We start from the raw sequence: 26,235 nt of genomic DNA on the forward strand, positions 1-26,235 counted from the left end.
GGCGACGGAGCGACGGGGAACGGGTCAGACGACGGCGCCCGTACGGCGGCGCTTCACCGGCGCCGGTGCCGGAGCGGGGGCCGGGTGGCGGGTCTCCAGGGTCACGGCCAGCGGGATGGCGGTGAAGACGGTGGACGCCATGCCGAGGACGACGCCGGCGAGCAGCGCGACCGAGAAGTCCTCCAGCGAGTCGCCGCCCAGGACGGCGAGCGCCACCAGGACGAAGAGCGCGCCCATGCCGGTGTTGACCGTGCGCGGAAGGGTCTGGGCGACCGCCCGGTCGGCCAGGTCGGGCAGCGGTACGCGGCCGCCGCGCCGCCGCAGCTCCCGCAGCCGGTCGAGCACCACCACGGAGTCGTTCACCGAGTAGCCGACGACGGTCAGGAGCGCGGCCAGGAAGACGCTGTCCATCGGTTTGCCCAGCCAGGCGAACAGACCGATCACCAGGAGGACGTCCTGGGTCATGGCGGCGACGGCGGCCGTCGCGTACGTCCAGCGGAACCGCACCGTCAGATAGAGGAGCTGCGCCGCGACCGCCAGGCCGAGCGCGAGCAGGGCGTGGGTGCGCAGTTCGCCGCCCAGGCTCGGGCCGATCAGGTCGTCGCGCTCCACCGTCACCGGTCCGGCGACCCCGGTGAGCGCCTCCCGGATCTCCCGCTGCCCGCCGTCGCCGGTCTCCTTCACCCGTACCGACACGTCCCCGTCTCCGGTGGTCTGCACGACGGCGTCGGGGAAGCCGGCGGCCGTGACGGCGGCGCGGGCCGCGTCGGCGTCCACCGGGCGGTCGGCCGCGTACCGGACGACCCGGCCGCCGGTGAACTCGACGCCGAGCTCAACGCCCCGGACGCCGATCCCGGCGAGGGCCACGAGGAGGAGCCCGGCGCAGCCGGTCAGCCAGCGGCGGCGGTGGGCCGTCAGGCGCGGGACGCGGCGGGTGAGCCGGGTCCGCAGCCTGCCGAGTTCCGCCATGCCGGTCACCGCCGGCCGCCTGCGCACGACGGGCAGCCGGAGCGTCAGGTCGGCGAGGAGCCGGGTGATCACCATGGCGGTGAGGAGCGAGGTCACGACGCCGACGGCGAGCGTCACGCCGAAGCCCTTGACCGGTCCGGTGGCGAAGGCGAACAGCAGTCCGGCGGCGAGCAGCGTGGTGATGTGGGAGTCCGCGACCGCGCTCCACACCTTGCCGAACGCCGTCGTGACCGGCCGCCGGAGATCGCGCCCGGCGGACCGGCCCAGGGCCGCGTACTCCTCCCTGGCCCGTTCGAAGACCAGGACGTTGGCGTCGACGGCGATGCCGACGGCCAGGACGAAGCCGGCGAGGCCGGGCAGGGTGAGGGTGGCGCCCAGGGCGACCACGGCGGCGTACGAGATCAGGCCGTACAGCAGGAGGGCGGCGGTGGCGAGGAGGCCGAGGAGCCGGTAGACGGCGATGACGAAGAGGCCGGTGCAGGCGAGGCCGATCAGCGCCGCCAGGGCACTGGCCCGGATCGCCTCCGCGCCGAGCGTCGGGCCCACGGTGCTCTGCTCGACCGTCGTCACGGGGACGGGCAGCGCGCCGCCCCGGACGAGCGCGGCGAGGTCGCGGGCCTCCTGGGCGGAGAAGCCGCCGGTGATCTGCGCGGAGCCGCCGCCGATGCCCGCCCCGCAGGGGACGCCGGTCTGCATGCCGGGCGCGGAGACGATCCGGTCGTCGAGGACGACGGCGACCCTGCGGGCCGGGTCCCCGGGGGACGCGCAGGCGGCGGCGCCGGTGATCCGCGCCCAGTCGCCCGCGGCCCGGTCGCGGAAGGAGAGGTCGACGGTCCAGCCGCGGACGCTCGTGGTGTCGAGGGCGGCCTCCGCGTTCTCGACCCCGTCGCCGGTGAGGGCGGGGGCGGCCAGGGCGAGGAAGCGTCCGGGCGCGTCGGGGTCGGCGAGGACGCGCGTGCCGCCGGCGGCGGGCGGTCCGGCCGGTCCCTCCGCCTCGCCGGTGACGGCGTGGAAGGTGAGCTGGGCCGTGCGGCCGATGGTCTCGGCGGCCTGGCGCGGATCGCGCAGGCCGGGGAGTTCGACGACGATGCGGCGCTCGCCGGAGCGGGCGAGGGAGGGTTCCGCGACGCCGAGGCCGTCGACGCGCTTGCGGAGCACCTCCAGGGCGCGGTCGGTGGCCGCGGCGTCGGCGCGGGTGACGGGGCCGTCCTCGGTCTGGAGGACGATGCGGGTGCCGCCGCGCAGGTCGAGTCCGAGGCGGGGCGGGGTGGTCAGGGTGATCCAGAGGGAGAGCGCGACGACGGCGAGCGCGAGGAGCGCGCGCCACAGCACGGCACGAGAGGACATGGGTACTCCACAGGCAGCGCACGGGCGGGCGCCGCCCCGGAGGGGGCGCGGGCCGTTCCCGTGCCGGACGTACGGTCGGGTGCGCGTCGGCGACCGGTCCGTGGACATGCCGATGGCCCGGACGGCGACGCGGAGGAACGTCAGCTGTGCCGGGTGGAGGGAGGGCCCCTGGGGTCCCTCGGGACGTGGGGACCGCCGGGCGGCGCCCGCTCGCGGCGGGGATCGCCGGCGAGGAGGCCGCGCGGGGGGAGGGAGAGGTCGACGGGCACGGCCGCGGGGGCGGCGGGCACCGCCGGGAACCGCACGGAGTACTCGACGACGGCCGGGAGCCCCACGACGGCGGCGGGCGCGAGGTGCGGCTCCGGCGGCGCGAGGCGGTGGGCGGGGGCGGGTGCCGGGGCGGCGCGGTCCGCCGGGGCCCGGTTCGGCTTCGGGTCCCCGGGGGTCGGGCCGGTGGGGCCCTGGACCGTACGGGCCGGGGTCGTGTGGGTCGCCGGGGCCGCGGTCGGGTCCGCGGCGGAGGCCGCCGGGGTCAGGATCAGGGACCAGAGGACGCAGAGCAGGGCGGGCACCAGGGTCGCGAGCCGTCGTGCGGAACGTTCCACCGCCCCGCACCTCCCCCGTCCGTGCCGCCCCGTCGTCCCGGGCCTCCGGGGCTCAGCGTAGACCGGCGGGGAAACCACCCGGCCACCGGCTCACGGGCTCCCCGACTCCCGTCCTGAGTACGACGGCTGAGTACGTCCGCTCATGCCGGGGCCGCCCCGGTCCCGCGACGATGACGGGGTCAGCGCATCGTCCTCGGCTCCAGGGGGCCCGTCCGTGCTCAGCCGCATCGCCGCCCGCGTCGTCCCGTTCTTCGGGCGACTGACCGTCACCGCCGACCCGGGGGCGCGCCTCGCGCCCGGCAGCATCCTGGTCGCGAACCACACCTCGCTCGCGGACCCGGCGCTCGTGCTCGCCGCGCTCCGCGGGCACCTCGCGGTCGAGCCCGTCCTGATGGCCGCCTCGGGGCTCTGGCGGATCCCGGTCCTCGGCCGGGCGCTCACCCGCGAGGGATACGTGCCCGTGCACCGGGGCACGGCCCACGCCGCGGCCGCCCTCGACCGGGCGGCGGTCGCGCTCGCGTCGGGGCGGCACGTGATGCTGTACGCGGAGGGGCGCATACCGCCGCGCCGGGACTCCGCCGAGAACCCGCCCGAGGCGTTCCGGACCGGGCTCGCCCGGCTTGCCCTGGCCACCGGGGCGCAGGTCGTGCCGATCGGTCAGGCGGGGGCGCGGCGGATCACCTCCGGCGGGCGGGCGAAGCAGCTCGCCGGGGTGCTCACGGCGCCGGTGCGCAGGCCCGGCCTGCACGTCCACATCGGGGCGCCGCTGACGCTGCCCGCCGACGTGGCCGAGGCGACGGCGCTCGCGCACGGGGCCGTCACCGAGGCCTGGCGGACGGCGGCCGGGGCCCTGGGGGAACCGGCAGCCCTCGGCACCTGCGGGAGGCCTGTCGAGGCGCCTCGGGCGCGTCGGCGCCGGGGCTGAGGCCTCCCGGGACCGCTTCGCGGGCGCCCGGTCTATCGCTCCCCGGCGGCCAGGCCGAGGTCGCCGCCGGGCGGCCGGGCGAAGGAGCGGGCGACGTCCGCGTCCGTGACGGCGTCGAGGGCGGCGGGGTTCCAGTGCGGGTCGCGGTCCTTGTCGACGACCTGGGCGCGGATGCCCTCGACGAGGTCGTGGGTGGTCAGGGCGGCACAGGAGGCGCGGTACTCCAGGTCCAGGACCTCTTCCAGGGTGGCGAGGGCGCGGGAGCGGCGGAGGACGGCCAGGGTCGTCACGAGGGCGGTCGGGGACTTCGTGAGGAGGGTGGCGGCCGCCTCCTTGGCGGCGGGCACGCCGGTGTCGAAGAGGCGCTCGACGATCTCCGCGACGGTCGGGGCGGCGTAGCAGGCGTCGATCCACTCCCGCTGCCCGGCCAGGAGGCCGGGCGGGGGCGTGGCGGCGTGGCGGGCGAGGGCCTCGTCGGCCGGCAGGAGCGCCAGGTCCTCGGCCAGGGCGGGGAGTTCGGCGGCGGGAACGTACCGGTCCGCGAGGCCGGTGAGGATCGCGTCGGAGGCCCCGACGGGGCTCCCGGTGAGGGCGAGGTGGGTGCCTAGTTCGCCGGGGGCGCGCCCGAGGAGGTGGGTGCCGCCGACGTCGGGGACGAAGCCGATGCCGGTCTCGGGCATGGCCACCTTGGAGCGTTCGGTGACGACGCGGTGGGAGCCGTGGGCGGAGACGCCGACGCCGCCGCCCATGACGATGCCGTCCATGAGGGCGACGTACGGCTTGGGGTAGCGGGCGATCCGGGCGTTGAGCCGGTACTCGTCCCGCCAGAAGGCGGCGGACGCGGTGCCTCCGGCGCGGGCGTCGTCGTGGATGGCGCGGATGTCGCCGCCCGCGCACAGGCCGCGCTCGCCCGCGCCGTCGATGACGACCGTCTCGACGGCCGGGTCGTGCTCCCAGGCGGTGAGGGCCTCGTCGACGGCGAGGACCATCGCGTGGGTGAGCGCGTTGATGGCGCGGGGCCGGTTCAGGGTGACGAACCCGGCGCGGCCCTCCGTCCGGAGGAGTACGTCGGTGGTTCCGGTCGGCACGGTCACTCGGTCCCTTCGGGCGGTACGGCTCGCTGTCCCGGCCACCGTACCGGGGCGCATGCGACCGCCGCCCCGGGGAGCCGGGGCGGCGGTCGCGGGCCTCAGGCCGGGAGCAGGTCCTGGGGGACGCGGACCTGGCGCGGAGCGGACATGCGGAGTTCGACGATGTCGCGGACGGCGGGCCATTCGTCGTCGAGGATCGAGTAGAAGGCCGTGTCGCGGACGGCGCCGTCGAGCCCGCGGGAGTGGGCGCGGCGGACGCCCTCGCAGGTCGCGCCGAGGCGTTCGATCGCGATCCTGGAGCGGGTGTTGCGGGCGTCGGCGCGCAGGGTGAGGCGCCGGACCCCCCAGACCTCGAAGGCGTGCCGGAACATGAGGTACTTGGCCTCGGTGTTGATGCCGGTGCCCCGGGCGGCGCCCGCGATCCAGGTGTTGCCGATCTCGGCGGCGTCCGGGACGGCGGTCAGGGGATCGCCGTGGGGCATGCCGGGGACGGGGGGCCAGACCAGCGGGCCCCGCCAGTAGTCGAGTTCGAGGAAGCGGGTGGAGCCGACGACCCGTTCGTCGGCGGTACTGACCACGGCGAAGGGCAGGCAACGGCCCGCCGCCTGGTCAGCGAGGGCGCGGGCGATGTAGTCGAGGGCCGATTCGAGGCCGTCGGGAACGGGGGTGAAGGCGTAGGCCGATCGGTCCGCCCCGCCGGCCCGGGCGAGGGCTTCGGCGTGCCGCATCGCCAGCGGCTCCAGGCGCACGGAGCGCCCGGTCAGGAGAACAGGTACTGGCACGGAACCTCGGGTCTTTCACGGGCAGGGGAGGCTCCCGTCACGGAGAGTCCGCGGCGGTAGCTGGAGGGAGGTTCTCGCCGGTGCCGACCATGTCGTGAGAACGACGAATGAGCAGGTGAGAGCGGTTCGTCACCGGTGCGAGGAGGACAGTATGCAGCCCCGGCCGCTCGGAGAACAGAACCCCGGACGAACCCGCGTACACGGGTGGGTGAAGCCTCTCGCGCGCCCCGGTCGCGCCGGTCTCAAGCAACGGACGGGGCCGCCCGCCAGTCGGACGGCCCGGCCGTTCAGACGCAGGTGGGATGGCCCCAGCCGTCGGGGTTCTTGCTGATGGTCTCGCCCTTGTCGTAGGCCTTGCCGCAGCGGCAGCGGCCCGCGAATCTCGCCTTGAGCGTGCCGCCGGACGGGCGTGTCCGGCGGGTGGCGGAGGCGCTCGCGGACCCGGTCCGGGAGCCGGACGGCGCGGAGGAGCGCGAGCGGGGCGCGGAGGCCCTGGCGGGCGCTTCCGGCGGGGGCAGCGGGGATCCGGAGTCGGAGCCCGCGGCCTCCTGGGTGCGGGCGCTGTGGCTGGCCGCGCGGTCGGCGGCGTCGTTGAGGGGGTCGCCGTCGACCTGGTGCGCGGGGGTGTGGACGAAGTCGACGTCGCGGCCGGTGAGGAGCGCGTCGATGCGGACCACCAGGTCCTTGTTGGCGACGGGGCTGCCGGAGGCGGTCCTCCAGCCCTTGCGGCGCCAGCCGGGCAGCCAGGTCGTGACCGCCTTCATGGCGTACTGCGAGTCCATGCGGACCTCGACGGGGGCGTCGGGGTCGAGGAACTCCAGGAGTCTTTCCAGGGCCGTGAGTTCGGCCACGTTGTTGGTCGCCCGGCCGAGCGGGCCCGCCTCCCAGCGGTCGACCGATCCGTCGGACCGGCCGATGACCCACGCCCAGGCCGCGGGGCCGGGGTTTCCCTTCGACGCGCCGTCGCACGCCGCGATGATCTTTTCCACCATCCCACGATCCTGGCACGGCGCCGGGGGCGGTCGGCGCCGCCCCCGGGCCACCGGTCAGAAGGCGCCGTAGTTGACCTGCCAGGTGGGCAGGCCCATGCGGCGCCAGAGGGCCACGACGCGGTCGCGGTCGTCGAGGGAGACGCGGACGGCGTAGCGGTGGCGCACGTGGGCGTCGAAGAGCTCCGCCTTGACGAGGTCGTCGCCCCGGCCGTCGCCGGAGGCCCGCATCCACAGCTCGTCGTAGGGCACCTCGTGGCGGGCGAGCCATTCCTCGGTGAGGGCGCGGTGGTCCTCGCTGCGGCCGGAGAGCAGGACGATCCGGTCGCGCTCGGCGTTCCGGAAGGCCCGCAGGGCGTCGCGGACGGAGATGTTGAGGGCGTCGCGGTCGCAGCGGGTGAAGTCGTACGGGCCCCGGTCGACGCGCAGGGCGAGGGTGCCGTCGATGTCGCACATGACGGCGGTGGGGAGCGCCGGGTCCGCGACGTACGGCTCGACGGCCGGGCGGTCGTTGAGCCAGTCGGCGGTGAGCCGCCAGCCGCCCCGGGTGGCCTTGGCGTGCTTGTCGGCGAGGATCCGGATGATCTCCTCGCCGACGGGCCGCTCGCGGGCGGCGTCGCGGCGGACGCACTCGTCGACGGGCACGCCGGTGAAGTCGTGGACGGCGAAGGTGACGTCCAGGCCCGCGACGGCGGCCTTGAGCCGCTTGGGGATGTGCGGGGTGAGGTGGGTGTTGTCGACGACGACGTCGAAGCCGCCGTCGACGGCGGCGCGGACGGCGGCGTCCTGTACGGCGAGGACGGTCTGCTCCCGGGTGTGCGAGCGGCCGCGCTCGGGGTCGGGCAGGTCGAGCATGGTGCGCAGGTCGTCGAGGTTGACGCGGCGCACGCGGCCCTCGGCGTCGGCCTGCAGGGCGCGGGCGGCCGTTGTCTTGCCCGAGGCGGGCAGGCCGGTCATGACGTGGACGACGGGCACGGTCAGTTCTCCTGGTCGTGTGCGAAGGGGTCGGTGGCCTCGGGGCGGACCTGCCGCCAGAGGAGGAGGTCGGTCGGGCGCCCGTCGAGGCGCAGGAAGAGGGCGGCGCGCAGGCCCTTGTCGGACAGGCCGGCGGCGGCGCGGGCGAAGGCGGCCCGGTCGCCGGCGAGGTGGGCCAGGCGGGCGTACGCCTCGTCGACGGCCCGTCCGCGCTCGGCGACGGTCTCCTCCAGGCGGGCGATCACCCCGCGCACCCACTGGTCGAACTCGTCGGGGACCTGTTCCAGGAGGGCGTCGAGGGGCTTGCCGCCGGAGGCCTCGACGTCGGCGACGGCGCAGCCGAGGCCCTTGGCGACCTGGCCGGCGGGCAGTCCGGCGAAGCGCTGGACGCCGTGGCCGCGCCAGATGTCCCGCTCGGTGACGCCGGTGAGCACCTTGTGGAGGCGGACATACTCGCTCAGCTTGGCCTTGGCGCGCAGGCCGGAGGCGAAGCGCAGCACGAAGCCCTCGGCGTCGGTGCCGGTGGCCGGGTGTCCGCCCGGCAGGGTGTTGGACTCGGTGAGGGCGACGAGTTCGTCGAGGGTGGCGACGGACCAGGTGCGGACGACGCTGCCGAGGGGCGCCCAGGAGGCGGCGGCCTCGGCGAGCGGCACCTCGGTGCCGTCCGGGCCGAAGGCGGCGAGCAGGACGAGGTCGCGGCGCTCGCCGTAGTTCACGACGATGCGGTTGCCCGGGTAGAGCATCTCGGCGAGGTAGGTGGTGCCGGGCGCCAGGCCCGTGGTGTCGGCGGCGTCGAGGCGGCGCTGCGCCCAGACGGCCTGGGAGCTGGTGAAGGATCCCTTGGAGGCGGCGTGCCAGCGGCCCGCGTAGTGGAAGACCACGGCGAGGCTGCCGTCGACCTTGTCGTACACCTCGAAGGGCTCGTCGGGCAGCGGGGGCGCGTAGGGGCTGCCGGTGGCGTGCTCGGCGAGGTTGAAGAACTTGGGGAGGGGCAGTCCGACGATCCGCCCGGTGGTGTCGTCGGCGACGAGGCCGCGGCAGCGGAGGGTGGCCCGGTTCCAGTGCTGGGCGTACTGGCACGCGCGCGTGTACGTGTAGATCGACAGCGGCAGCTCGGGATGCGGTTTCCGCGTCACGTGCCCGTCGGTGAGGGCGGCGGCGAGCTCGTCGGGCGTCATCAGGTCGTGCAGAGTCAGGGTGTCCTGGCTCATGGGGTCCCCTCCCGTGGTGTTCGATGATCCATTCTCGGACGGAAGGGACGCGGAGAACAGTGATTATCGGACCGGGAAGTGTCCGTCGGGGTGACGACCGGGCGCCCGGGCCCGGCCGTGTCGGTGGTGCCCCGTAGACTCGCCGTCGCCCTGTCGGTGACGCACGCCGGCGCAGACGAAGGAAGCGAGCCCCATGAACCACTCGGACGGCACGGCACCGATCTATGCCGAGCTCATACGGGAGCGGGGGGATGTTCCCGGTGACGTCCGCCAGACCGCGGAGGAGGTCCTGCGGGACCTGAGCCGGGTCATCCAGGTTCCGCCGCAGGCCGCTCCCGCCCCGCAGCAGGGTGGCGTCGCGCACGCGGGCGCGCCGCACCCCGGTGCCCCGATGGGCGCGGGCGGTCCGATGGGCCCGATGGGTGCCGGGGCTCCGACGGGCCCGGGCGGCCCGATGGGCGTCACGGGTCCCATGGGCGTCGTGGGCCAGGCGGCGGGCGCCGTCGTCGCGCACCGGCCGCAGCGCTAGCGGCCCCCTGCGGGCCGGGAGTCCCGGGCCCGGGGCGTTGTCAGTGCCGTGCGCCATGCTGCCTCCCGGGACGGTCCGTGCCGCGAGGGGGCGGGCCGCGCACGGCGACCAGGGGATGACGACATGGCCGAGGTTCTGCTCTTCCACCACGCGCTCGGGCTGACGGAGGGCGTGCGCGCCTTCGCGGACGGGCTGCGGCGCGCCGGGCACACGGTCCACGTGCCCGACCTGTACGAGGGGCGCGTCTTCGAGGATCTGGAGGCCGGGGGCGAACACGCCCAGGAGATCGGTTTCGGCGCGCTCGTGGAGCGCGGCGCGCGAGCGGCCGAGGGCCTTCCGGAAGGCCTCGTGTACGCCGGGTTCTCGCTCGGCGTGCTGCCCGCGCAGAAGCTGGCCCAGACCCGGTCCGGAGCGCGCGGCGCCCTGCTGTTCAGCGCCTGCGTCCCGGTCGACACGTTCGGCGCGGCCTGGCCGGAGGGCGTGCCCGTGCAGGTGCACGGAATGGACGCCGATCCCTACTTCGCCGGCGAGGGGGACCTGGCGGCGGCGCGCGAGCTGGTGGCGGGCGCGGCGGACCGCCGGCTCTTCCTGTACCCCGGGACCGCGCACCTGTTCGCGGAGTCCGGTGCCCCGTCCCACGTCCCGGAGGCGGCGGCGCTGTGCGCCGAGCGGGCCCTGTGCCTCCTGGACGGCGTCGGGGCGTGAGCCCCGGCCGGAGGCTCCTCCTCACACGGTGAACCGGCGGACGTAGCGGCGCTGCCAGGGCGTCTCGACCGCGTGCCGGTCGTAGTGGCGGCGCACGTACGCGACCGCCTCCCCGGCCGGGACCCCGTCGAGGACGGCGAGGACCGCCAGGGCCGTGCCGGTGCGTCCCCGGCCGCCGCCGCACGCGACCTCGACGCGCTCCCCGGCGGCGCGTTCCCGGGCCTCGGCGAGGACGGCACGGGCCGTGTCCCGGTCGGCGGGGAGCCGGAAGTCCGGCCAGCGCAGCCAGGTGGACTCCCAGGGCACCTCGGGAGGCGTCCGGCCGAGGAGGTGCACGGCGTACGTCGGGACGGGGCCGTCGGGCAGCGGGCGGCGCAGGCCCCGGCCGCGGACCAGACGTCCGGAGGGCAGGCGCAGGACGCCCGGGGAGGACTCCTGCCAGAGCTCGGTCATCGCGCCACCGTAACCGCCGGAAAGGCCCTCCCGGGGCGGGGACGGGATCATCCGTTCGGCCGACCCCGGTGTCGTCCGTTCCGGCACCGGGGCCGGGACGCCCGGTGGACCGTGCGGGGGCGGGCACGGGCGGAGGATCGACACAGGGCGCGGACCCTCTCCCCCTCGGCCACGATCCGTCGGACGGGCCTCCGGGAGCCGTCCGCGCGGTCGCCGTACCGAGGAGTCCGTCATGGGGAAGTCCCGCCGTCCGTCCCGCACCGCCCAGGTGCTCCTGCCCGGCGCGGTGGCCGCCGTCCTGCTCACGGGGTGCGCCCGGGGCTCCGGAGGCGCGGCCCCGGAGGGCCCGGCGGCGTCCGCCGGATCGACCGCGACCGCGACGCCTTCCGCCGATCCCGGCGGCGGGTCCGCCCCCGGCACCCTGCTCGTCACCGACTTCGGCTCCGACACCGTCACCTTCGTCGACCCCGTACGGGGAGCCACCGGGTCCGTGCGGGTGGGGACCGCACCGTACGGCGTGGCGCTCGGCGCCGACGGGCGCGCGTGGGTGGCGACCGCCGAGGGGGTGGCGGTCGTGGACACCGCGGCCCGCAGGCGGCTCGCCCTGATCCCGTACCGGACGGACACCGGGCCCGTGACCACGGGCGAGTACCGGGGCGGCGGCATGGGAATCGCGCTCGCGCCGGACGGGCGCCGGGCGTACGTGGGGGTCAACGTGCCCGGCGGGAACGGCGCCCTGGAGGTGATCGACACGGCGGCGCTGCGGGTCACGGACGCGGTGCCGGTCGGCCGGCGCCCGTTCGACGTGGACGTGTCGCGGGACGGCGCCGAGGTCTACGCGACGAACCACGACTCCTTCGACGTCACGGTCGTCGCGGCGGGGACGCTGGAGCCCCGGCGGGTGGAGGTCGCCCCGTACGGCACGGAGGGCGGGCTCGGTTCCTGGCTCAAGCCGCACTACGCGGCGGTGCGGCCCTCGGACGGGAGGCTGCTCCTGCCGTTCGAGGGCGAGCGGCTCGCCGTGGTCGATCCCCGGACCGGCCGGACGGAGATCGAGCCGATGACCGCGAACACCCATCAGCACGGGGTCGCCGTGACGGCCGACGGGACGCTCCTGGCCGTGGGCACGGGGCCGATCGACCCGGAGGCGGACCGGGGGCCGTCCCTGACGGTGCGCGCGCCGGACGGGAAGGAGCGGGTGTACCCGTTGGAAGGGGCGCACGAGGGCGTGGCCGTGTCCCGGGACGGGCGCACGGCCTATGTGTCCGGCGGGTTCACCCGGGACGGGTACAGGGACGGTCTGACGGTCGTGGACCTCGCCTCGGGCGACACCCGCCGGCTGGCGGCGGGGTCGCGTCCGCTGGGGATCGCGGTCCTCTGAAGCGGCGGCGGTGCCGCGGCCTTTCGGGGTTCCGGACGTGGGACGGGGCGGTGGGAACGGCCCCGAGGGGGTAGCAGAGGGCGCAACCGGTGGTGCCGGGTCCCTCGGGACCGGGACGGACACCGCCGAAGAGCGGTCCATCGGCAATGACGATAAAAAGGGTAAACAAGGGGTAGTCGGCAAAAAGTTGCCATGCGGCCGTACCCGGCCACAGCCAATGGCTCCTTGCACGCTCATACGGAAGGGCGGACAGCGTGACGCGACCGAGGATTCTCGTGGTGGGCGCCGGCTTCGCCGGAGTGGCCTGCGTACGGAGGCTCGAACGGCGGCTGGCGGAGCGGGAGGCGGTCATCACGCTCCTTTCGCCGTTCTCGTACCAGCTCTATCTGCCACTGCTCCCCCAGGTGGCGGCGGGGGTGCTGACCCCGCAGTCGGTCGCCCTGTCGCTGCGGCGCAGCGAACGGCACCGGACCCGGATCGTCCCGGGCGGGGTGGTCGGCATCGACACGGCGGCGAAGGTCTGCGTGGTGCGGACGATCTCCGGGGAGTACGTGAACGAGCCGTACGACCATCTCGTGCTCGCGCCCGGCAGCGTGACCCGGACCTTCGACATCCCGGGCCTCACCGAGCACGCGCGCGGAATGAAGACGCTCGCGGAGGCGGTGTACGTCCGCGACCACGTCATCGCCCAGCTCGACCTGGCGGACGCGAGCAACGACGAGGCGGAGCGGGCGGCCCGGCTGCAGTTCGTGGTCGTCGGCGGCGGTTACGCCGGTACGGAGACGGCGGCCTGCCTCCAGCTGCTCACCCACAACGCGGTCAAGCGCTATCCGCGGCTCGACCCGGACCTCATCAAGTGGCACCTGGTGGACATCGCGCCGAGGCTCATGCCCGAGCTGGGCGAGAAGCTGGGGAAGGCCGCGACGGACATCCTGACCAAGCGCGGCATCGAGGTGTCGCTCGGCGTCTCGGTGGCGTCGGTGGACGAGAAGACGGTGACCCTCACGGACGGGCGCGTGCTGCCGAGCCGGACGCTGATCTGGACGGCCGGCGTGGTGGCGAGCCCCCTGATCGGCACGCTCGGCACGGAGACCCTCAAGGGCCGGGCGGTCGTCACGCCCGAGATGGCCGTGCCGGGGCTCGACGGGGTGTGGGCGCTCGGGGACGCGGCGGCGGTGCCCGACCTCGCCAAGGGCGAGGAGGGAGCGGTCTGCCCGCCGACGGCCCAGCACGCGATGCGGCAGGGCAAGGCGGTCGCCGACAACCTGGTCTCAACCCTGCGCGGCGAGCCGCTCCACCCGTACCGGCACAAGGACCTGGGGCTCGTGGTGGACCTCGGCGGGATGGACGGGGTCTCCCGGCCGCTCGGCGTGGAGCTGCACGGGATGCCGGCACAGGCCGTGGCCCGCGCCTACCACTGGGGCGCGCTGCGGACCAACGTGGCGAAGACCCGGGTGATGACGAACTGGGTGCTCAACGCCCTGGCCGGGGACGACTACGTGCGGACCGGGTTCCTGGCCTCGAAGGCGGGGACGCTGAAGGACTTCGAGTACACCGACGCGTACCTGTCGCCGGACCAGGTCCGCAGCCACACGGCGTCGTTCCACGGGGCGATCGCGTCCGGCGGGAGCTGAGCAACCGGCGAAGACGCCACGGGGCGCCCGGCGGAGAGCCGGGCGCCCCGTGGCGTGTGTGTGGACGGGCTCCGTCAGCGGGCCAGTTCGGTGGTGGGGCCCATGACGACGACCGGTTCCCGGGCCGGGTCGAGGGCGCGGAGCAGCTCGCGCAGTTCCTCGCGCTCCAGGGTGACGCAGGCCTGGGTGGGGCCGGCGTGGTCGACGTGGATCCAGACGCCGCCGCCCTTCTCGGCTCCGAGGGGGCGCTCCTTGTCGAGCGGGCTGCGGCCGGGGACCCGGTTGTAGTCGATGGCGACGACGTGGTCGAAGGAGCCTTCGAGGGGTTCGCCCGCGAAGCCGGTGCCGCTGATCGCGAACTGCTCGTCCTGGTCGTACGGCAGGAGGGTGCCGGGGTCGGGCAGCCGTCCGCCCGCGTCGCCGAGCCGGAAGACCCCGATGGGGGTGCGCAGGTCGCCCGCGGTGTGGTCGGCGGTCCAGCCCCGGAGCGCGTTGTGGGTGGGCCAGGGTCCGGCCTGGCGCTTCCAGCCGCCGACCGGGTCGCGGGAGTAGAGCGTCGCGGTGGACCTGGTGGAGTCGGCGGAGGCGCCGGTGACCACGAGGGCCTGGGAGGTGTCGTCGGGGACGGAGGCGTGGGTGACGGGGCCGATACCGGGGAGCCGGGTCTCGGGGACCGGGGCGGAGGCGGTGGCCTTGCCGGGCGAGCCCGGACGCGGGCCGGTCTCGGCGGCCGGCGCGGTCGTGGGAGTGGGGGCGGGAGTGGGCGGGGCGGCGGGGCTGCCGCAGCCGGTGAGCAGCAGGGCGGCACACAGCGTGCCGGCGCTCAGCAGTGCGGGGGTGCCCTTGCGGACGGGCATGGGACGGCGTTCCTCCTGAGCGGGGCGGGGATCTGACCGGGGGGACAGTGCAGCGATCCGTACCCGCTCGGCGGGCGGTGCTGCCGCGGTCCCTCCGCCCCCACCCGTACGGACGCGCCCTCCCGGGTGTCTCCGGGCGGGCCCGGAAAGCGGTTGACCGGCCGGACGGGGGGCGGTTGGCTGCCCGGATGAACGATCTTCACATCGAACGGGCGCTGAGCGGGGCGCGGCTCGCGGACTGGCGCGCCGTCCACAACACGATCGTCCCCACGGCCGTCCTCTCGCCCGACGAGGTGCGGGAGCGCGCGGGCCGGAACCGGCTGGACGTGGCCTATCTCGGGGACGCGGCGGTGGGCTGCTCGACGGTGCGCCCGCCGGACGGGGAGACGGCGGCGGCGACCGTCATCGCCCGGACGCTGCCCGGCTTCCGGGGGCGGGGCTTCGGGACCGCGCTGTACGAGCGGGGGCTCGCGCACGCGCGGACGCTGGGCGGCGAGGGCGTGGAGACGGTGGTCCTGGCCTCCAACGAGGAGGGGCTGCGGTTCGCCCTGGCGCGGGGCTTCGTGGAGGTGGAGCGGTACGTCCTGCCCGGGGACACCGTTCCGTTCGTGACCCTGCGGCTGGGCTGACGGACGCGGCGGGTCGATTCCGGCTCGCGGACGGGCTGGGGGGCTCCGTCCGCGAGCCGGGGTCCTCGGGGGGCCACCCGGTCAGGCGCGGGTGGCGAGGGCCGGTTCGGCGCGGACCGGGCCGTCGAGGAGCCGGCGCAGCAGCGCGGTGGCGCGGGCCGGGTCGCTCGCGCCGCCCTCCTCGGCGAGGAGCGCGGCGAGGACGGCGATCCTGGCCTGGCCGGCCCGGAGGGTGCCGGTGAGGAGGGCTCCCGCGGCGACGAGGTCGACGGCGCCGCCGCCGGTGTAGATCTCGGCGAGCGGTCCGGCCGGGACGCGGGTGGTGACGGCGACGAGGACGCCTCGGGCGACCGCGTCCGCGACGGCGGCGGCGACCTCCGGGGTGGCGTTGCCCGCGCCGGTGGCGACGAGGACGATGCCCCGGGCGCCGGCGGCGACGGCCGCGTTCAGGAGGAGCGGGTCGCCGTCGGAGTGGTGCGTCACGATGTCGACGCGGGGCAGCGGGGCGGTGCCGGGCGCGGCCGGGCGCGCGGCGGCGGGGAGGGGCAGCGGGGCCGGACGCTCGGGCTGCCGCTCGATGTCGACGCGGGAGAACCCGACGCGGCCGAGGCGCTCGGCCGACGGGTCGGAGAAGGCGTCGGCGTCCAGGGTCCGGTACTTGACGGTGCCGCGGGCCGCGTGGACGCGCCCGTCGAAGACGACGAGGACACCGAGGTCGCGGACGGTGGACGCGACCTGGAGCGCGTCGTAGAGGTTGCCGGGGCCGTCGCCGTCGCCGGTGCCGAAGGGACGCTGGGCGCCGGTGAGGACGACCGGGCGGGCGTCGGTGTGGTGCAGGTCCAGGAGGAAGGCGGTCTCCTCCAGGGTGTCGGTGCCGTGGGTGATCACGATGCCGTCGACGCCGGGATCGGCGAACGTCTCGTGGACGGTGCGCAGGAGGGCGAGCTGATGGGCCGCGGTCATGCGGGAGCTGTTGACGTTGAAGAGGTCGACGACCTCGACGGTGACGTCCTCGGGGAGGGGGGCGGTGGCCAGGACGTCGCTGCCCGAGGCGTCGGCCGCGTAGCCGGTGCCCTGCCAGCGGCTGGCGATCGTTCCGCCGGTGCTGATGACGACGATCCGGCGCGCTTCCCCGTCGTGCGTCCGCTTCATGGCTGCTGTCCTCGACTCCGTACCGACGAAAAGGGGCTCCGCCCCGTGGCGGGGGCCCTGGGAACGGGCCTGTGCCGACAGGGCCCGCAGAAGTCCTCTCCCGAGGCCCCTCAGCCCGCAAGGATAGGACAAACAGCACGCAAGACGATTGCCGAATGAGCCGCTGAAATGTTTCTTCGTGGGAGAATATTGCGCCATGGACCGAATCGATCTCCATATCTTGCGCGAGCTCCAGAACGACGGCCGGCTGAGCAATCAGGAGCTGGCCCAGCGGGTGGGGCTCAGCCCCTCCCCCTGTCTGCGGCGGGTGCGCCAGCTGGAGCAGGACGGGGTGATCCGGGGCTACCGGGCGATCATCGACCCGGAGGCGGTGGGGCGGGGCTTCGAGGTGCTCGTCTCGGTGGAGGTGCGGCGGGACCGGGAGACGGTGGAGGCCTTCGAGGAGGCGCTGCGGGACGTGCCGGACGTGATCGAGGCGTACCGGCTCTTCGGGAGTCCCGGCTGCCTGCTGCGGATCGCGGTGGCGGACCTGGCGGCGTACGAGCGGCTGTGGATCGAGCGGCTGACGACGCTGGCCGGGGTCACCGAGGTCAACTCCCAGATCATCATGAAGCGGATCAAGGAGCCGAAGGGGTTGCCGGTGGACGTCCGGGGCGTCTGAGGAGGTCCCGGACGGGCGCGCGGGCCCCTGGTGCCCGTGTATGCGAGAACGTCACGGAAACGCCTCCTCCCGGTTACACGGCGGGCCGCTCCCCCGTGCCACGCTCCCGGCTGACAAGAAGTCAACACGCGTAGAGCGCGGTGCCCTTGAGCCGGTGCCGTGCCCCGGCGCGTGCCCCCACCGGGAAAGGGCACCCCCCATGTCCGTCGCACAGCCCCGCCGTCGGAAGGCCTGGGCGGCTTCCATAGCCGCCGTCCTCGCCACCCTCACCCTCCCCGCGGTCACCGCGGCTCCCGCGAACGCCACGACCTCCCCGTACGACAGCACGTACTACAAGGACGCGGTCGGCAAGACCGGTCCGGCCCTCAAGTCCTCGCTGCACACCATCATCAGCAGCCAGAGCAAGATCTCGTACGACGCGGTCTGGAACGCGCTGAAGACCGTCGACCAGGACCCGAACAACTCCGGCAACGTGATCCTGCTCTACAGCGGGATCTCGCGCAGCAAGTCCCTCAACGGCGGCGCGGTGGGCAACTGGAACCGCGAGCACACCTGGGCCCAGTCCCACGGCAACTTCGGCACCTCGGCCGGCCCCGGCACCGATCTGCACCACCTGCGCGCGGCGGACGTCCAGGTCAACAGCACCCGCGGCAACAAGGACTTCGACAACGGCGGCAGCCCGGTCAGCGGCGCGCCCGGCAGCTACACGGACAGCAACTCCTTCGAGCCGCGCGACGCGGACAAGGGCGACGTGGCGCGGATGCTCCTCTACATGGCCGTCCGCTACGAGGGCGGCGACTCCTGGGCGGACCTGGAGCCCAACGAGTCGACCTCCAACGGCAGCGTCCCGTACCACGGCCGCCTCTCGGTCCTGAAGCAGTGGAACGAGCTGGACCCGCCGAGCGCCTTCGAGAAGCGCCGCAACGACATCATCTTCGGCACCTACCAGGGCAACCGGAACCCGTTCGTCGACCACCCGGAGTGGGTCGAGGCGATCTGGTAGTCCGACCGGGTCACCCCGTGCCGCGGGCCGACGAAGGCGCGGCACGGGGTGACCCATGCACATGACCGCTCCCGGCGGCCCCAAACGCGAAACTGGGGATGTTCTCACGCTTTTTGAAAGAGCGAATCCTTCACTCCGAAGCCGTTACCCATCCGTTATAAACGGGCATTCTGTCCGCTTATGCTGCGGTTCGCCGTAGCGGGAAAGAGGGATTCCCCTCATCAAGGTGCCGACTGCATCTATCATGTTCCACCAGCCCGAACAACCCCTCAGGCCGAGGAAGTTCCGAGATCCTCTGGGTAGCTTCGGCCTCCATGACCACTGCTCAGACCACTGCCCCCGCGACAGCCCGGACCGATGTCTCCGTCGGCCCGGCCGAGATCGAGGACGGCGCCCACCTCTGGCGGATCGCCCGCGGCTCGGGAGAGCTGGACCTCAACTCGCCGTACAGCTACCTGCTGTGGTGCCGCGACTTCGCCGACACGACCGCCGTCGCCCGTGACGCCTCCGGACGCCCGGTGGGCTTCGTCACCGGATACCTGCGGCCCGAGGCGCCGGGCACGCTCTTCGTCTGGCAGGTCGCCGTGGAGGATTCGCACCGCGGAAGCGGGGTAGCCGGGACCCTGCTCGACGCTCTGTCCGCCCGAGTGGCGGCCGAGCGGGGACTCGACCGCGTGGAGGCGACCGTCACGCCGGGAAACCTGGCGTCCGACCGGATGTTCCGGTCCTACGCGCGCCGTCACGGCGCCGAGCTGACGCGAGAGGTCCTCTTCCCGGCCGCCTCGTTCCCCACCTCGGGGCACGAGGCCGAAGTGCTGTACCGCATCGGCCCCCTGGACCTCCCGGCCTCCTGAGCCGTCCGCCGGCCGTTCCCGCACGCATCCACCCGCACCCCGAACCACACCTGGGAGAAGAGACTCCGTGACCCTGACCGACCTCGCCCCTTCCTCCGTCTTCGAGACCGTCGAATCGGAGGTCCGCAGCTACTGCCGCGCCTGGCCCGTCGTCTTCGAGCGCGCCTCCGGCAGCAGGCTGTACGACGAGCAGGGGCGGCCGTACCTCGACTTCTTCGCCGGAGCCGGCTCGCTGAACTACGGGCACAACAACCCCGTCCTCAAGCGCGCCCTCCTCGACTACCTCGCCGACGACGGCATCACCCACGGCCTCGACATGTCGACGACCGCCAAACGCGACTTCCTGGAGGCCTTCCGCTCGGCGGTCCTGGAGCCCCGCGCCCTGCCCTACAAGGTGATGTTCCCCGGCCCCACCGGCACCAACGCGGTGGAGGCGGCCCTGAAGCTCGCCCGCAAGGTCACCGGGCGGGAGACCGTCGTCTCCTTCACCAACGCCTTCCACGGGATGTCGCTCGGCTCGCTCGCCGTCACCGGCAACTCCGCCAAGCGCGCCGGGGCGGGCGTGACGCTGCCCAACGCCACCCGGATGCCCTTCGACCACTACTTCGACGGGCAGGTCCCCGACTTCCTGTGGTTCGAGCGGCTCCTGGAGGACCCGGGCTCCGGCCTCGACCACCCGGCGGCCGTCATCGTCGAGACCGTCCAGGGCGAGGGCGGGATCAACGTCGCCCGCGCCGAGTGGCTGCGCGCCCTCGCGGACCTCTGCCGCCGGCACGACATGCTCCTGATCGTGGACGACGTCCAGATGGGCTGCGGGCGCACCGGTGACTTCTTCTCCTTCGAGGAGGCGGGCATCACGCCCGACATCGTCACCCTGTCCAAGTCCATCAGCGGCTACGGCCTGCCCATGGCCCTCTGCCTGTTCCGCCCGGAGCTCGACGTGTGGGAGCCCGGCGAGCACAACGGCACCTTCCGCGGCAACAACCCCGCCTTCGTCACCGCCACCGCCGCCCTCGACGCGTACTGGCGTGACGGCGCCCTGCGCGAGCGCACCCTGGGCCGGGCCGGCCGGGTGGAGAGCGCCCTGCTCGACCTGTGCGGGGACGACGAGCGGTCGGGCATCGCGGTGCGCGGACGCGGCCTCGTGTGGGGCCTGGAGTTCGCCGACGGGGAGCGCGCCGACGCCGTGTGCCGGCGGGCCTTCGAGATCGGCCTGCTCCTGGAGACGTCCGGACCGCACGGCGAGGTGGTCAAGCTGCTCCCGCCGCTGACCGCGACGGACGACGAGCTCGACGAGGGCCTCGGCATCCTGGCCCGCTCCGTCCGCCACACCGCCTGACCCGTCCGGCAGCGACCCACCCCGTCCGCCACACCGCGACACCGCGACACCGCGAGAGGAAAACATGATCGTCCGTTCCTTCGACGAGCTGGAGAACACCGAGCGGCACGTGAGGGCCGCCTCGGGCACCTGGGAGAGCAAGCGCATCGTCCTGGCCCGCGAGCGGGTCGGCTTCTCCCTCCACGAGACGGTGCTGTACGCCGGGACCGAGACCTCCATGTGGTACGCGCACCACGTCGAGGCCGTCGTCTGCACGGCCGGCGAGGCCGAACTCACCGACCACGAGACGGGCCTCACCCACACCATCGTGCCCGGGACGATGTACCTGCTCGACGGGCACGAGCGCCACACCCTCAAGGTCAAGCGGGACTTCCGCTGCCTGTGCGTCTTCAACCCGCCCGTCACCGGGCGCGAGGACCACGACGAGAACGGCGTCTACCCCCTGCTCAGCGAGCCCGAGCCGACCGACGCGAGCGCCGCGGACGACGCCTGACCCGACTGTCCCGCCGCGCTCCACCGCACGCCCCGCACGCACCCGTACGAGACGCACGAAAGGAAGGCACACCGCCCCATGGCCTCCGCACCCACCCGCCCCGTCGACCTCTACCCCACCCGCGGTCCCCGGGAGGAGCTGATCGGCCGCAAGGACCCCGTCGTGTGGTCCGAGCCCGGTACGCCCGGCCCCTTCTGGGCGCGCGAACTGGAGGACTACGACCGCGACGGGTTCGTCACGGTGGACGAACTCGTCACCCCGGACGAGGTCGACGCGCTCCGGGCGGAGCTGGACCGGCTCGTCACCGACCCCGCCGTCCGGGCCGACGAGCGGGCGATCGTCGAGCCCAGCTCCCAGGAGATCCGCTCCGTCTTCGAGGTGCACCGGATCAGCGAGGTCTTCGGCCGGCTCGCCGAGGACCCGCGGGTCGTCGGCCGCGCCCGCCAGATCCTCGGCTCCGACGTGTACGTGCACCAGTCGCGGGTCAACGTGAAGCCGGGCTTCGGCGCCAGCGGCTTCTACTGGCACTCCGACTTCGAGACCTGGCACGCCGAGGACGGCCTGCCGCAGATGCGGACGGTCTCGGTGTCGATCGCGCTCACGCCGAACCACACCACCAACGGCAGCCTGATGATCATGCCGGGTTCGCACCGCACCTTCCTGGGCTGTGCCGGTGAGACCCCCCGGGACAACTACAAGAAGTCGCTCCGGATGCAGGACGCGGGGACGCCCTCGGACGAGGCGCTCACCACCTTCGCCGAGGCCTGCGGCATCCGGCACTTCACCGGGCCCGCCGGCTCGGCCACCTGGTTCGACTGCAACGCCCTGCACGGGTCGGGCGACAACATCACCCCGTACCCCCGCAGCAACGTGTTCCTGGTCTTCAACAGCGTGGAGAACCTGCCGGAGGCGCCCTTCGCCGCCCCGGTCCGGCGCCCCTCCTTCATCGCCGCGCGTCCGTAGCCCCCGGGCGCACGGACACGGAAGGGGCCCGCACTCCGGGGGAATCGGAGTGCGGGCCCCTTCCGTCGACGTGCGCCGGACGCTCACCCGGCGCTCGGCCGCCCGAGCATGCCCTCGCGCAGCCGGTTGAGGCTGCGGGCCAGGAGCCGCGAGACGTGCATCTGGGAGACGCCGAGCCGCTCGCCGATCTGCGCCTGCGTCAGCTCCTCCACGAAGCGGAGGTGGAGCAGCAGCCGGTCGCGCTCGTCGAGGGCCACCACGAGCGGGGCGAGGGTGTGGAAGTCCTCGAAGAGTTCGAGCGCCGGGTCCTCCCCGCCGATGAAGTCGGCCAGGGCCGCCTCGTCCTCCTCGTCGCCGCCGTTGATCGCGGCGTCCAGCGAGGTCGAGTTGTAGCCGTTCGAGGCGATCTGCGCCTCGACCACCTCCTCCTCGGGGAGTCCCATCAGCAACGCCAGCTCCGCGACCCTGGGGGCCCGGCCGAGCCGCGAACTCAGCTCGTCGGTCGCCTTCGCCAGCTCCACCCGCGCCTCCTGGAGCCGGCGGGGGACGTGCACCGCCCAGGTGGTGTCGCGGAAGAAGCGCTTGATCTCGCCCACGATGTACGGCACCGCGAAGGTGGCGAACTCCACCTCGCGCGAGAGGTCGAAGCGGTCGATCGCCTTGATCAGGCCGATCATGCCGACCTGGACGATGTCCTCCATCTCGTCGGCCCGCGCGCGGAACCGACCCGCCGCGTACCGCACGAGCGACATGTTGATCTCGATCAGGGTGTTCCGGACGTACTGGTATGCCTCGGTGCCCTCCTCCCGCTCCGCCAGCTCGCGGAGGAACACCTTCGTCAGGTTGCGGGCGTCCTGTGGGGCCACCTCGTGGGGAGCCTCCAGGACGGGCAGGTCCTCACACGTACCGCTGGTCACGTACGTCGCCATCGCCTTGGCCGTCTCGGTCCGCACGCGACAACCTCCTCTTCCTCACGGTCCGTTCAGCAGTTCCGGTTCTCGTACCCCCGCTTCCCGAACGCACTCCCCGAGAAGGGGCGTCGGCTCCGCCCGGAGTGGCGGGCATCACTTCTGCGCGAACGGGCAGGCGAATTACATCACGTGTTGATGAACCAGGAAGAAAGGGACCTGCGATGAACACCCGGAGCGACACCCGGTCCCGTACGCCAGCGGCCCCGACGGCCCGTCCCGGCGCCGGAGCGTACGGGCCGTCGCCGATCGGTACGCCCGCGCAGGCGCGGCAGCTGGTCTGCCACACGCTCGCGGCCCTCGGCCCCCTGCCGACGGACCAGATCGACGACCTGCTGCTCGTCACGTCGGAGCTGGTCACGAACGCGCACCGGCACGGGGGCGGGGTCACCGACTTCGGCATAGCCGTCGGCCCCGACCGCGTGACCGTGTCCGTGGCGGACGCCAGCGGGGAGGCACCGCGCCAGGACCTCCACGACGAGCTGCGTCCCGGCGGCTTCGGCTGGCCGATCGTGCTGCGCCTGTGCCGGGAGGTCACCGTGGACGCCCGGCCGGACGGCAAAACCATCCACGCGGCGGTGACGGTGGACAGGTGAGCGGCGGACCCGCCCGGACGCGCGGGTCGGCGGACGGAAGGACGAGAGGGGTGACCACGCCCGAAGCGTGGTCACCCCTCTCGCGTACCCCTTTACGGGGATGATGACGGAACGTTTGTTCAGAGGAGGTCCCGACGGTCGTCCTCGGTGACCGTGGGGGCGACCGGAGGGACGATCATGCGGCGACGGCGCAGCACGCTGACGTAGGCCGCCGTTCCGATGATGCCGACGGCCATGAGGATCAGGCCGACCAGGTCGAGATTGACCCCCTCCATCTGCCAGTCCGACGCGAACGTGAGAATGGCCCCCACCGCGATCAGAATGATGAAAGCTCCCAGACCCATGATTCCTCCCTTAGTGGGTTGGACGGTCATCGGGTACCCCGGACCGGCGTCCTCATCCCCGATGTCCTTTCACAGGCCGTTCGGTGACCGTAAGTCAGGAACCCGTCCGCGCGGGCTCGTCCTCCTTCGACGGTCCGGGCACGTGCTCCGGCGGACCGTGCAGCCGTACGGAGTCGGGGCCGGCGGAGTGGCGTTCGGCCCAGGTCTCCAGGGCGGCGCGGCAGGCGTGGTCGAGGTGCTGGAGCCCGGAGAGGTCGAGTTCGACCGGGCGGTCCCTCGGCAGGTCCTCCAGTGTGTCGAGTATCTTCGGCAGCCGCAGGAAGGTGACGTTCCCCGACAGGCTGACGCGCACCGGCCCGTGGCCGTCGTCGGTCCGCTCGACCCGCAGGTGGGAGGCGTCCCAGGCCGCCTTGGCGACGGAGAGGACGAGTCCGATCAGGACCCCCTCGAACATGTTGACCGTGACGATCGCCAGGGCCGTCACGACGAGGACGAGCGCCTCGCCCCGGTGGCCGCGCCACAGCGCGGCCAGTCCCTTGAAGGGGATCAGCTTCCAGCCGGCGTGGACGAGGATCCCGGCGAGCGCGGCGAGCGGCACGTACTCCAGGGTGGCGGGCAGCAGGGCCGCGAAGAGCAGCAGCCACACGCCGTGGAGGACCCGGGAGGCCTTGGTCCTGGCGCCCGCCTGGACGTTGGCCGAGCTCCGTACGATCACGGCGGTCATGGGCAGGGCGCCGAGCACGCCGCAGACCGTGTTGCCGACGCCCTGGGCGAGCAGTTCCCGGTCGTACTCGGTGCGGGGGCCGTCGTGCAGCCGGTCCACGGCCGCCGCGCTGAACAGCGACTCGGCCGAGGCGATCAGCGCGAAGGCGAGGACGGTGCCGAGCAGGGCGACGTCGGCCAGGCCGGCGAAGGCGTCCGCGCCGGGCACGCGCACCGCGTCCAGGACGCCGCCCACCTTCACGGTGGCGACCGGCAGGTCGAGGAGGGCGGTGGCGAGGCCCGCGAGGAGGACCGCGACGAGCGCGCCGGGCACGGCCCGCGCCCTCGGGGGCAGGTGTCGCCAGCCCACGATCACGAGGATCGTGCCGGCGGCGACGGCGAGCGGGATCAGGTTGGCGGTGGCGGTCAGCGCGCCCACCAGGGCGGCCGGCAGCCCGGCGAGCCGGGCGAGGCCGGAGTCGGGGGCGTCGAGCCCGGCAGCGGCGTAGAGCTGGCCGGCCACGATGACGAGGCCGATGCCGGCGAGCATGCCCTCGACGACCGAGAGGGAGATGGCCCGGAACCAGCGGCCCCATCTCAGCAGGCCCATGAGGATCTGGAGCAGTCCGGCGAGGAGCACGATGACGCCGAGCGCGGCGAGGCCGAAGGTGCGGACCGCCTCGAACACGAGGACGGTGAGGCCGGCGGCGGGCCCGGAGACCTGGAGGCTGCTGCCTCTCATGAGGCCGGTGACGATTCCGCCGACGATGCCGGTGATCAGGCCGAGCTCGGCGGGCACGCCGGAGGCGACGGCCACGCCGATGCAGAGCGGCAGTGCGACGAGGAAGACGACGAGGGAGGCTGCGAAGTCCTGCCGTAGGCGGGGAAGTTCCCGGAGGCGGGGCAAGGAGGGCGGCATGCGGATCTCCCCTCATGGGATCCGAGGTGCGGGGGGCGGGCCGGTGGTCGCGCGGGCGAACGGGACGGGCCGGGACGGCCCGTGGCCGGGCACGGCGCATCCCTCCCCGGAGTCCCACCGGCATCACGCTTCACCAAGACAAGGTCAAGCGAAGACCAACGAAGGGTAATACGCACTGGTGGGCCCGACCGTGAACAACCCGGCCCCCGGTGGGGTTTTCCGACTGGAACCGGACGGAAGTTGACGCGATCACCCCCGCGGAGGGCGCGCGGGGGCGCGGAGTGCCGGGGCGCATCGGGTCACAGGCGCCCGCACACGCGCACGGCGGGAGGGCGTACGGTCGCCCGGCCGGGGCTCACCCGGGCACCGGGCCCGGCTTCACCACCAGTAGGCGGGGTACTTCGGTGCCGCGCGGCGGACGCGGGAGGCGGCGAACGCGGTCAGGACGAGCAGGACCGTGGAGCCGAGGAGGAGCGGGACGAACCGGCCGGGCGCGGGCGCCTGGAGCACGACGACGACGGCGGTCGCGCAGGCCGGCGAGTGCGGGGTGCGGGCCAGGGTGGTGAGCGCGAGGGTGACGCCGGCGGCGACCGCAGCGGCCCAGGCGCTGCCGCTCGCGGCCGCGGCCACCGCGTATCCGGCGGCGGCCCCGAGCAGATGGCCGACGACCACGCTCCGGGGCTGGGCGAGGGGCAGGGCGGGGGCGCAGTGCACCAGGGCGGCACTGGCGGCGAGCGGGGGTATCAGGACGGGTTCGTGGAGGAGGGCGCCGAGGCCGACGAGCCCGAGGAGGGTGGCCGTGGCGGCGCTGACGCTGTGGACGGCGGCCGCGGGCGCGGGGCGGGCGGGGGCCCGCCCGGCCAGCCTCGGCCGCCGGGGGGCTTCCGGACCGGGGGCGGCGACGGAGCCGGAGCCGGGGGTGGTGCCGGAGTCGGGAGCGGCGGGGACGGCGCCGGGGGTGGTGCGGGGAGCGGCGGGGGCGGTGTCGGTACTCATGCGATGCGGTGTTTCCGGGGCGGGCGGCCGTGGGCCGGGCGAAGTGGGGACGGGTGGTCGTACGGGTCCCTGTGGTCGACAGTCGGCCCGGTCTCGCGCCCGGTCCTGGTGCGGCGGCGCGACCTCCCACCACTCTAACCAGCGGTTTCGTGGCGTCGCGGGC

27 protein-coding genes are annotated in these 26,235 nt (G+C 74.2%); 13 read left to right on the top strand and 14 right to left on the bottom strand.

Going from position 1 to position 26,235, the window contains the following annotated elements; genetic code table 11:
- Window positions 1-24: 24 nt before the first annotated feature.
- Both secD and AB0398_RS29215 read right to left on the bottom strand, forming a co-directional pair.
- Window positions 25-2,316, bottom strand: coding sequence for a protein translocase subunit SecD (gene secD / locus AB0398_RS29210; RefSeq protein ID WP_366378641.1), 2,292 nt, complete (start codon window positions 2,314-2,316; stop codon window positions 25-27).
- A gap of 140 nt (window positions 2,317-2,456) precedes the next feature.
- Entirely contained in the window at window positions 2,457-2,921 is a 465-nt protein-coding gene (locus tag AB0398_RS29215) for a hypothetical protein (protein WP_366378642.1), read from the bottom strand.
- A 214-nt stretch (window positions 2,922-3,135) separates the two neighbouring features.
- On the opposite strand from AB0398_RS29215, the gene AB0398_RS29220 reads away from it, so the two are divergent.
- Window positions 3,136-3,846, top strand: a complete 711-nt coding sequence (locus AB0398_RS29220; RefSeq protein WP_366378643.1) for a lysophospholipid acyltransferase family protein — start codon at window positions 3,136-3,138, stop codon at window positions 3,844-3,846.
- 32 nt (window positions 3,847-3,878) lie between these two features.
- Here the strand turns inward: AB0398_RS29220 and AB0398_RS29225 are convergent, their stop codons facing one another.
- From AB0398_RS29225 to AB0398_RS29245, 5 genes are all read right to left on the bottom strand, one after another.
- Complete coding sequence (locus tag AB0398_RS29225) at window positions 3,879-4,940, bottom strand: enoyl-CoA hydratase/isomerase family protein (RefSeq protein ID WP_366378644.1); 1,062 nt, start codon at window positions 4,938-4,940, stop codon at window positions 3,879-3,881.
- Between the two features lie 95 nt (window positions 4,941-5,035).
- A complete protein-coding gene (locus tag AB0398_RS29230; protein ID WP_366378645.1) occupies window positions 5,036-5,719 on the bottom strand; it encodes a GNAT family protein in 684 nt (227 codons plus the stop codon).
- A 287-nt stretch (window positions 5,720-6,006) separates the two neighbouring features.
- Window positions 6,007-6,711, bottom strand: coding sequence for an RNase H family protein (locus AB0398_RS29235; protein WP_366378646.1), 705 nt, complete (start codon window positions 6,709-6,711; stop codon window positions 6,007-6,009).
- Between the two features lie 54 nt (window positions 6,712-6,765).
- Window positions 6,766-7,683, bottom strand: coding sequence for an AAA family ATPase (locus AB0398_RS29240; RefSeq protein WP_366378647.1), 918 nt, complete (start codon window positions 7,681-7,683; stop codon window positions 6,766-6,768).
- A 2-nt stretch (window positions 7,684-7,685) separates the two neighbouring features.
- Window positions 7,686-8,894: an RNA ligase gene (locus tag AB0398_RS29245; protein ID WP_366378648.1), complete on the bottom strand. Its 1,209-nt coding sequence runs from the start codon at window positions 8,892-8,894 to the stop codon at window positions 7,686-7,688.
- Between the two features lie 193 nt (window positions 8,895-9,087).
- Here AB0398_RS29245 and AB0398_RS29250 point away from each other — a divergent pair, with 193 nt between their 5' ends.
- Window positions 9,088-9,423, top strand: coding sequence for a hypothetical protein (locus AB0398_RS29250; RefSeq protein ID WP_366378649.1), 336 nt, complete (start codon window positions 9,088-9,090; stop codon window positions 9,421-9,423).
- Window positions 9,424-9,546: 123 nt separating this feature from the next.
- Window positions 9,547-10,128, top strand: a complete 582-nt coding sequence (locus AB0398_RS29255; protein WP_366378650.1) for a dienelactone hydrolase family protein — start codon at window positions 9,547-9,549, stop codon at window positions 10,126-10,128.
- A gap of 21 nt (window positions 10,129-10,149) precedes the next feature.
- On the opposite strand, the gene AB0398_RS29260 is transcribed toward AB0398_RS29255, so the two are convergent.
- Complete coding sequence (locus AB0398_RS29260) at window positions 10,150-10,581, bottom strand: protein-tyrosine phosphatase family protein (protein WP_366378651.1); 432 nt, start codon at window positions 10,579-10,581, stop codon at window positions 10,150-10,152.
- 232 nt (window positions 10,582-10,813) lie between these two features.
- On the opposite strand from AB0398_RS29260, the gene AB0398_RS29265 reads away from it, so the two are divergent.
- Together AB0398_RS29265 and AB0398_RS29270 are read left to right on the top strand one after the other, a co-directional pair.
- The gene (locus AB0398_RS29265; RefSeq protein ID WP_366378652.1) at window positions 10,814-11,962 is read left to right on the top strand and encodes a YncE family protein; all 1,149 of its coding nucleotides are present in this window, start codon (window positions 10,814-10,816) and stop codon (window positions 11,960-11,962) included.
- A 254-nt stretch (window positions 11,963-12,216) separates the two neighbouring features.
- Window positions 12,217-13,596 (top strand): NAD(P)/FAD-dependent oxidoreductase, encoded by a 1,380-nt coding sequence (locus tag AB0398_RS29270; RefSeq protein WP_366378653.1) that lies wholly within the window; start codon window positions 12,217-12,219, stop codon window positions 13,594-13,596.
- Between the two features lie 74 nt (window positions 13,597-13,670).
- Here AB0398_RS29270 and AB0398_RS29275 read toward each other — a convergent pair whose 3' ends face one another.
- Window positions 13,671-14,453 (bottom strand): hypothetical protein, encoded by a 783-nt coding sequence (locus tag AB0398_RS29275; protein WP_366378654.1) that lies wholly within the window; start codon window positions 14,451-14,453, stop codon window positions 13,671-13,673.
- Window positions 14,454-14,641: 188 nt separating this feature from the next.
- On the opposite strand from AB0398_RS29275, the gene AB0398_RS29280 reads away from it, so the two are divergent.
- On the top strand, window positions 14,642-15,082 hold the full coding sequence (locus tag AB0398_RS29280; RefSeq protein WP_366378655.1) for a GNAT family N-acetyltransferase: 441 nt from the start codon (window positions 14,642-14,644) through the stop codon (window positions 15,080-15,082).
- A gap of 81 nt (window positions 15,083-15,163) precedes the next feature.
- Here AB0398_RS29280 and AB0398_RS29285 read toward each other — a convergent pair whose 3' ends face one another.
- Window positions 15,164-16,234: an asparaginase gene (locus AB0398_RS29285; RefSeq protein WP_366378656.1), complete on the bottom strand. Its 1,071-nt coding sequence runs from the start codon at window positions 16,232-16,234 to the stop codon at window positions 15,164-15,166.
- 196 nt (window positions 16,235-16,430) lie between these two features.
- Between AB0398_RS29285 and AB0398_RS29290 the strand changes: the two genes are divergently transcribed.
- The 6 genes from AB0398_RS29290 (at window position 16,431) to thpD (ending at window position 21,547) form a co-directional block, all read left to right on the top strand.
- A complete protein-coding gene (locus AB0398_RS29290; RefSeq protein WP_366378657.1) occupies window positions 16,431-16,895 on the top strand; it encodes an Lrp/AsnC family transcriptional regulator in 465 nt (154 codons plus the stop codon).
- Between the two features lie 199 nt (window positions 16,896-17,094).
- Window positions 17,095-17,898: an endonuclease gene (locus tag AB0398_RS29295; protein ID WP_366378658.1), complete on the top strand. Its 804-nt coding sequence runs from the start codon at window positions 17,095-17,097 to the stop codon at window positions 17,896-17,898.
- 314 nt (window positions 17,899-18,212) lie between these two features.
- A complete protein-coding gene (gene ectA, locus AB0398_RS29300; RefSeq protein WP_366378659.1) occupies window positions 18,213-18,752 on the top strand; it encodes a diaminobutyrate acetyltransferase in 540 nt (179 codons plus the stop codon).
- A gap of 67 nt (window positions 18,753-18,819) precedes the next feature.
- Complete coding sequence (gene ectB, locus AB0398_RS29305; RefSeq protein WP_366378660.1) at window positions 18,820-20,091, top strand: diaminobutyrate--2-oxoglutarate transaminase; 1,272 nt, start codon at window positions 18,820-18,822, stop codon at window positions 20,089-20,091.
- A 64-nt stretch (window positions 20,092-20,155) separates the two neighbouring features.
- On the top strand, window positions 20,156-20,584 hold the full coding sequence (locus tag AB0398_RS29310) for an ectoine synthase (protein WP_366378661.1): 429 nt from the start codon (window positions 20,156-20,158) through the stop codon (window positions 20,582-20,584).
- Window positions 20,585-20,662: 78 nt separating this feature from the next.
- The gene (thpD, locus tag AB0398_RS29315; protein ID WP_366378662.1) at window positions 20,663-21,547 is read left to right on the top strand and encodes an ectoine hydroxylase; all 885 of its coding nucleotides are present in this window, start codon (window positions 20,663-20,665) and stop codon (window positions 21,545-21,547) included.
- A gap of 83 nt (window positions 21,548-21,630) precedes the next feature.
- On the opposite strand, the gene AB0398_RS29320 is transcribed toward thpD, so the two are convergent.
- Window positions 21,631-22,476: an RNA polymerase sigma factor SigF gene (locus AB0398_RS29320; RefSeq protein WP_366378715.1), complete on the bottom strand. Its 846-nt coding sequence runs from the start codon at window positions 22,474-22,476 to the stop codon at window positions 21,631-21,633.
- Between the two features lie 203 nt (window positions 22,477-22,679).
- Between AB0398_RS29320 and AB0398_RS29325 the strand changes: the two genes are divergently transcribed.
- A complete protein-coding gene (locus AB0398_RS29325) occupies window positions 22,680-23,111 on the top strand; it encodes an ATP-binding protein (protein WP_366378663.1) in 432 nt (143 codons plus the stop codon).
- A gap of 119 nt (window positions 23,112-23,230) precedes the next feature.
- On the opposite strand, the gene AB0398_RS29330 is transcribed toward AB0398_RS29325, so the two are convergent.
- The 3 genes from AB0398_RS29330 to AB0398_RS29340 form a co-directional block, all read right to left on the bottom strand.
- Entirely contained in the window at window positions 23,231-23,455 is a 225-nt protein-coding gene (locus tag AB0398_RS29330) for a DUF6458 family protein (RefSeq protein WP_351973659.1), read from the bottom strand.
- Between the two features lie 94 nt (window positions 23,456-23,549).
- On the bottom strand, window positions 23,550-25,076 hold the full coding sequence (locus tag AB0398_RS29335) for a SulP family inorganic anion transporter (RefSeq protein WP_366378664.1): 1,527 nt from the start codon (window positions 25,074-25,076) through the stop codon (window positions 23,550-23,552).
- A 378-nt stretch (window positions 25,077-25,454) separates the two neighbouring features.
- Entirely contained in the window at window positions 25,455-26,072 is a 618-nt protein-coding gene (locus AB0398_RS29340) for an HPP family protein (protein WP_366378665.1), read from the bottom strand.
- Window positions 26,073-26,235: the final 163 nt, after the last annotated feature.

Source organism: Streptomyces sp. NPDC086147 (genome assembly GCF_040702165.1).
In the GTDB taxonomy this organism is placed as follows: domain Bacteria; phylum Actinomycetota; class Actinomycetes; order Streptomycetales; family Streptomycetaceae; genus Streptomyces.

Bases quoted from the DNA above. Each gene is read 5' to 3' on its own strand.
- ectA (WP_366378659.1), top strand. From the start codon at position 18,213: ATGACCACTGCTCAGACCACTGCCCCCGCGACAGCCCGGACCGATGTC.
- secD (WP_366378641.1), bottom strand. From the start codon at position 2,316: ATGTCCTCTCGTGCCGTGCTGTGGCGCGCGCTCCTCGCGCTCGCCGTC.
- thpD (WP_366378662.1), top strand. From the start codon at position 20,663: ATGGCCTCCGCACCCACCCGCCCCGTCGACCTCTACCCCACCCGCGGT.
- AB0398_RS29275 (WP_366378654.1), bottom strand. From the start codon at position 14,453: ATGCCCGTCCGCAAGGGCACCCCCGCACTGCTGAGCGCCGGCACGCTG.
- AB0398_RS29330 (WP_351973659.1), bottom strand. From the start codon at position 23,455: ATGGGTCTGGGAGCTTTCATCATTCTGATCGCGGTGGGGGCCATTCTC.
- AB0398_RS29285 (WP_366378656.1), bottom strand. From the start codon at position 16,234: ATGAAGCGGACGCACGACGGGGAAGCGCGCCGGATCGTCGTCATCAGC.
- AB0398_RS29320 (WP_366378715.1), bottom strand. From the start codon at position 22,476: ATGGCGACGTACGTGACCAGCGGTACGTGTGAGGACCTGCCCGTCCTG.
- AB0398_RS29255 (WP_366378650.1), top strand. From the start codon at position 9,547: ATGGCCGAGGTTCTGCTCTTCCACCACGCGCTCGGGCTGACGGAGGGC.
- AB0398_RS29260 (WP_366378651.1), bottom strand. From the start codon at position 10,581: ATGACCGAGCTCTGGCAGGAGTCCTCCCCGGGCGTCCTGCGCCTGCCC.
- AB0398_RS29310 (WP_366378661.1), top strand. From the start codon at position 20,156: ATGATCGTCCGTTCCTTCGACGAGCTGGAGAACACCGAGCGGCACGTG.
- AB0398_RS29295 (WP_366378658.1), top strand. From the start codon at position 17,095: ATGTCCGTCGCACAGCCCCGCCGTCGGAAGGCCTGGGCGGCTTCCATA.
- AB0398_RS29325 (WP_366378663.1), top strand. From the start codon at position 22,680: ATGAACACCCGGAGCGACACCCGGTCCCGTACGCCAGCGGCCCCGACG.
- AB0398_RS29265 (WP_366378652.1), top strand. From the start codon at position 10,814: ATGGGGAAGTCCCGCCGTCCGTCCCGCACCGCCCAGGTGCTCCTGCCC.
- AB0398_RS29235 (WP_366378646.1), bottom strand. From the start codon at position 6,711: ATGGTGGAAAAGATCATCGCGGCGTGCGACGGCGCGTCGAAGGGAAAC.
- AB0398_RS29335 (WP_366378664.1), bottom strand. From the start codon at position 25,076: ATGCCGCCCTCCTTGCCCCGCCTCCGGGAACTTCCCCGCCTACGGCAG.
- AB0398_RS29280 (WP_366378655.1), top strand. From the start codon at position 14,642: ATGAACGATCTTCACATCGAACGGGCGCTGAGCGGGGCGCGGCTCGCG.
- AB0398_RS29245 (WP_366378648.1), bottom strand. From the start codon at position 8,894: ATGAGCCAGGACACCCTGACTCTGCACGACCTGATGACGCCCGACGAG.
- AB0398_RS29340 (WP_366378665.1), bottom strand. From the start codon at position 26,072: ATGAGTACCGACACCGCCCCCGCCGCTCCCCGCACCACCCCCGGCGCC.
- AB0398_RS29290 (WP_366378657.1), top strand. From the start codon at position 16,431: ATGGACCGAATCGATCTCCATATCTTGCGCGAGCTCCAGAACGACGGC.
- AB0398_RS29250 (WP_366378649.1), top strand. From the start codon at position 9,088: ATGAACCACTCGGACGGCACGGCACCGATCTATGCCGAGCTCATACGG.